We start from the raw sequence: 3,930 nt of genomic DNA, 5'->3' as shown, positions 1-3,930 counted from the left end.
CGCGCGGCTGCCGAGCTGACCGGCATCCGTTCGCACCTGAGCGCGGCGCAGGCATGGGTCCGGAAGGTGAAGACCCCACCGGACAAGGCGTGGGTGAGCGTCGGACGACACCGGAAGCTGACTGCCCTGCAGCAACGGCGCCACCACGTCGTCTACGCCGACGTCGGCGCAGGTGAGGTGATCGCTGGGATCACATCTCCGTCGCGGACGGTGCTCGACTGCGCCAAGCGACTGCCCTTCGACGAGGCGCTGGCCGTCGCCGACTCGGCGCTGCGCACCGACGGGCATCGCATTCCTCGGCCAGCTCGCCTGAGGGCCTGACGCCGGCGACCTGCGTGCCGGGTCGGTGCCAATGCCAGTGGGCGGTGACGCACAACGGCCCCGCAGCCGGGCTGCGGGGCCGTCCTCCTGAAAGGGAGCTATCAGGAGTTCGAGGAGGACGCGTCGGAGTCGAGCGTGATCTTCGCGCTCTTCGTCTTTCCGTCGTGCGTCCAGGTGACGGTGACGGTGTCGCCGGGGCGGTAGGCCCGGACCGTCGCCACCAGGGAGTCGGAGCCGGCGATCAGGTGGTCGTCCACCTTGGTGATGATGTCGCCCTTCTTGATCCCGGCCTTCTCGGCGGCGGAACCGTCACTCACCGACTGCACCTGGGCACCCATAGTGGTGAAGATGTCGGAGTCGTCCTGGCCGCCACCGCCTTCACCCTGGCTGCCGCCGCTACCGCCACCGAAGCCGGGGAACTGCGGGAAGCCGGGGAACTGGTCCTGGCCGCCGCCCTCGCCCTCTCCACCCTGGCCCTGGCCCGAGCTGGAGGAGGCGCCGACGTCGGAGACCGAGATGCCGAGCCGGGCGTGGGTCGGGGTCTCGCCCTTGATCATCTGCTCGATGATCGGCATCACCTCGTCGATCGGGATGGCGAAGCCGAGGCCGATCGAGCCCGCCTCCTCGTCGGAGGAGTCGGAGGTGGTGGAGCGGATCGAGGCGTTGATGCCCACGACGTTGCCGGCCAGGTCGACCAGCGCGCCGCCGGAGTTGCCGGGGTTGATCGCGGCATCGGTCTGGATCGCGGGGTAGACGGTCGCGTTGCCCTGGCTGTCCGACCCGACGTTGACCGGTCGGTTGAGGGCGCTGACGATGCCCGAGGTGACCGTCGAGTCCAGACCGAACGGCGACCCGATCGCGACCACGCTCTGCCCGACCGCGAGCTGGCTGGACTTGCCCATGGTGGCGGGCTTGAGGTTGGAGACGCCCTGCGCCTTGATCACCGCCGTGTCGGTCAGCGGGTCGGTGCCCACGATGGTGGCGTCGGCCTGCGAGCCGTCGTTGAAGTCGACCTTGATGGTGCCGCTCTTGCCGGCGATCGCGACCACGTGGTTGTTGGTCATGATCAGCCCGTCGCTGCTGATGATGATGCCCGAGCCGGAGCCCGCCTCGGTGGAGCCGGAGACCTCGATCTTGACCACTGAGGGGAGCACCTTCGCGGCGACGGCCTCGACCGAGCCCTGCTGAGCGGTCTGCTTCTGCTCGTTGACCACCGTGGAGGTGGTGCCGGCCGAGCTGAAGACGCCTCCGCTGTTCTCCTCGTGGTGGTGGTACAGCGCGGCGGTGCCGATTCCGGCGCCACCGCCCACGATCAGCGCGGCCGCGACCACGCCCGCGGCCAGCCCGATGCCGCGGCGCCGACTGGGCCGGTCGGCCGTGATCGGCGCGGCGTACGTCGGGGGCGCGTTGAAGCCCTCGTAGAGATGCTGGGTCGGCGGCGGAGGCGGCGGCGTGGTCGGGTAGCCGAATGGATTCGGCTGCTGCTGACCGAACAGCGGCTGCGTCGGCTCACCAGCAGGCTCGCCCGTCGGGCCGCCGGCGGGCTGCTCGTCGTTCGACGGAGGAGGGAAGTCGTTCATGTCGTCCACTGTGCCGAGACTCTCTGATGGTTCGCTGAAAGGGTGCTGCGCGGATGCGAAGACTCCAGTACCCCGTGGGATCAGCCTACGGGCAGCCCGAGCGCGGCCAGCTCGGTGCGCAGGGCTGCCGCTGTGGTGAAGACGATGCCGTGCATGCCCAGCGTGCGGGCGGTCTCGACGTTCTCCTCGCGGTCGTCGACGAAGACCCACGCCGACAGCGGCCGGCCGGTGCGCTCGGCCACCAGCCGGTAGATCGCCGGGTCGGGCTTGGCCAGCCCCTCGGTGCCCGAGACGATGACCGGGTCCAGGAGCGCGAGGACGTCGAAGCGCTGCGGCGCATGGGCGTGGTAGAGCTCGTCTGACCAGTTGGTCAGCCCGGCCAGCGGTACGCCGGCGGCGTGCAGCTCGCGCAGGATGTCCGCGGTACCGGGGATCTCACCGACCAGCGAGTGCGCGAAGTGGGTCCGGTAGGCGGTCCCGTGCTCGACCAGGTGGGGGTGGGTGCGGGCCAGCTCGGCGAGCGCGTCGTCCCAGCTGCGACCGGCGTCCTGGGCGTAGTTCCAGCTGCCGAAGTCGTACTCGGCGAAGAACCGCTCCGCCTCGGCCTTGCCGACGCCGTGCGCGACCGCCGGATACGGGTCCCAGTCCACGAGAACGCCGCCGAAATCGAACACGACCCCCAGCGCCGGAACGCCGGGGGTCGTCGGGTCGCTCAGGCCCACCGCTGCTCGGCGGGGACGAAGGTGAGACCGCGGTCGCCGGTGTAGATCTGCTTCGGGCGGGCGATCTTCTGCTCCTTGTCCTGGGTCAGCTCCAGCCACTGGGCCAGCCAGCCCGGCGTCCTGCCGATGGCGAACAGCACGGTGAACATCTCCGGCGGGAACTGCAGTGCCTCGTAGATCAGGCCGGAGTAGAAGTCGACGTTGGGATAGAGCCGGCGGGAGACGAAGTACTCGTCCTCCAGCGCGATCTTCTCCAGCTCCTGGGCCACCCGCAGCAGCGGGTTGACGCCGGTGACCTCGAAGACGTCGTCGCAGGCCTTCTTGATGATCTTGGCGCGCGGGTCGTAGTTCTTGTAGACCCGGTGGCCGAAGCCCATCAGCCGCTCGTTGCCGTTCTTGACGCCCTCGATGAACGCCGGGATGTTGTCGACCGAGCCGATCCGCTTGAGCATCCGCAGCACCGCCTCGTTGGCGCCGCCGTGCAGCGGGCCGTAGAGCGCGCCGATGCCCGCCGCGACCGAGGAGTAGGGGTCGACCTGGGTCGAGCCCACCGAGCGGACCGCGTTCGCGGAGGCGTTCTGCTCGTGGTCGGCGTGCAGGATGAACAGCGTGTCGAGCGCCTTGACGATGCGCTCGTCGGCGACGTACTTCGGCTCGCTCATCTTGAAGAGCATGGACAGGAAGTTGGCGGTGTAGGACAGGTCGTTGTCGGGGTAGACGTACGGCTTGCCCTGCGCGTGCCGGAACGACCAGGCGCCCAGCGTCGGCATCTTCGCGATCAGCCGTACCACCTGCAGGTGGCGGTTGTCGGCCTCGGCGATGTTGCGCGCGTCTGGATAGAAGGTCGACATCGCGCCGATGGAGGCCATCAGCATGCCCATCGGGTGGGCGTCGTAGCGGAAGCCCTCCATGAAGCCCTTGATGTTCTCGTGCACGAACGTGTGGTACGTGATCTCGTGCACCCACGTCTCGAACTCCTCCCTGCTGGGCAGTTCGCCGTGGACCAGCAGGTAGGCGACCTCGAGGAAGTTGGAGGACTCGGCGAGCTGCTCGATGGGGTAGCCGCGGTACTCCAGGATGCCCTTGTCGCCGTCGATGAAGGTGACGGAGCTCCGGCAGGAGGCGGTGTTGACGAAGCCGGGGTCGTAGACGGCCAGGCCGGGTGCGTCGTCGGCGGCCTTGATCTTCCCGATGTCGGCGGCGCGGATGGTGCCGTCGATGATCGGGACGTCGTACTCCGTCCCGGTGCGGTTGTCACGCACGGTGAGAGATTCAGTCACGGTCATGAACGTTAACCTTTGGGGATC

At 68.8% G+C, this 3,930-nt stretch carries 3 protein-coding genes and 1 pseudogene; 1 reads left to right on the top strand and 3 read right to left on the bottom strand.

Features of this window, described 5'->3' with window-relative positions; translation table 11 throughout:
- Window positions 1-321 (top strand): annotated as a pseudogene (locus tag VHA72_RS06835) (hypothetical protein); the annotation flags it as partial.
- 101 nt (window positions 322-422) lie between these two features.
- Here VHA72_RS06835 and VHA72_RS06830 read toward each other — a convergent pair.
- The 3 genes from VHA72_RS06830 to VHA72_RS06820 form a co-directional block, all read right to left on the bottom strand.
- Complete coding sequence (locus tag VHA72_RS06830) at window positions 423-1,901, bottom strand: S1C family serine protease (protein WP_325573696.1); 1,479 nt, start codon at window positions 1,899-1,901, stop codon at window positions 423-425.
- 80 nt (window positions 1,902-1,981) lie between these two features.
- Window positions 1,982-2,575 carry an HAD family hydrolase gene (locus tag VHA72_RS06825; RefSeq protein WP_325573695.1) on the bottom strand — a complete coding sequence of 198 codons (594 nt, stop codon included), beginning with the start codon at window positions 2,573-2,575 and terminating at the stop codon, window positions 1,982-1,984.
- A 38-nt stretch (window positions 2,576-2,613) separates the two neighbouring features.
- A complete protein-coding gene (locus VHA72_RS06820; protein WP_325573694.1) occupies window positions 2,614-3,909 on the bottom strand; it encodes a citrate synthase in 1,296 nt (431 codons plus the stop codon).
- Window positions 3,910-3,930: the final 21 nt, after the last annotated feature.

This window comes from Nocardioides sp. (assembly GCF_035547795.1).
Lineage (GTDB): Bacteria > Actinomycetota > Actinomycetes > Propionibacteriales > Nocardioidaceae > Nocardioides.
This window is presented reverse-complemented; position numbering and strand designations above follow the sequence as displayed.

Excerpts from the sequence above, each read along its gene's own strand:
- VHA72_RS06830 (WP_325573696.1), bottom strand. The coding sequence starts at position 1,901 with ATGAACGACTTCCCTCCTCCGTCGAACGACGAGCAGCCCGCCGGCGGC.
- VHA72_RS06820 (WP_325573694.1), bottom strand. The coding sequence starts at position 3,909 with ATGACCGTGACTGAATCTCTCACCGTGCGTGACAACCGCACCGGGACG.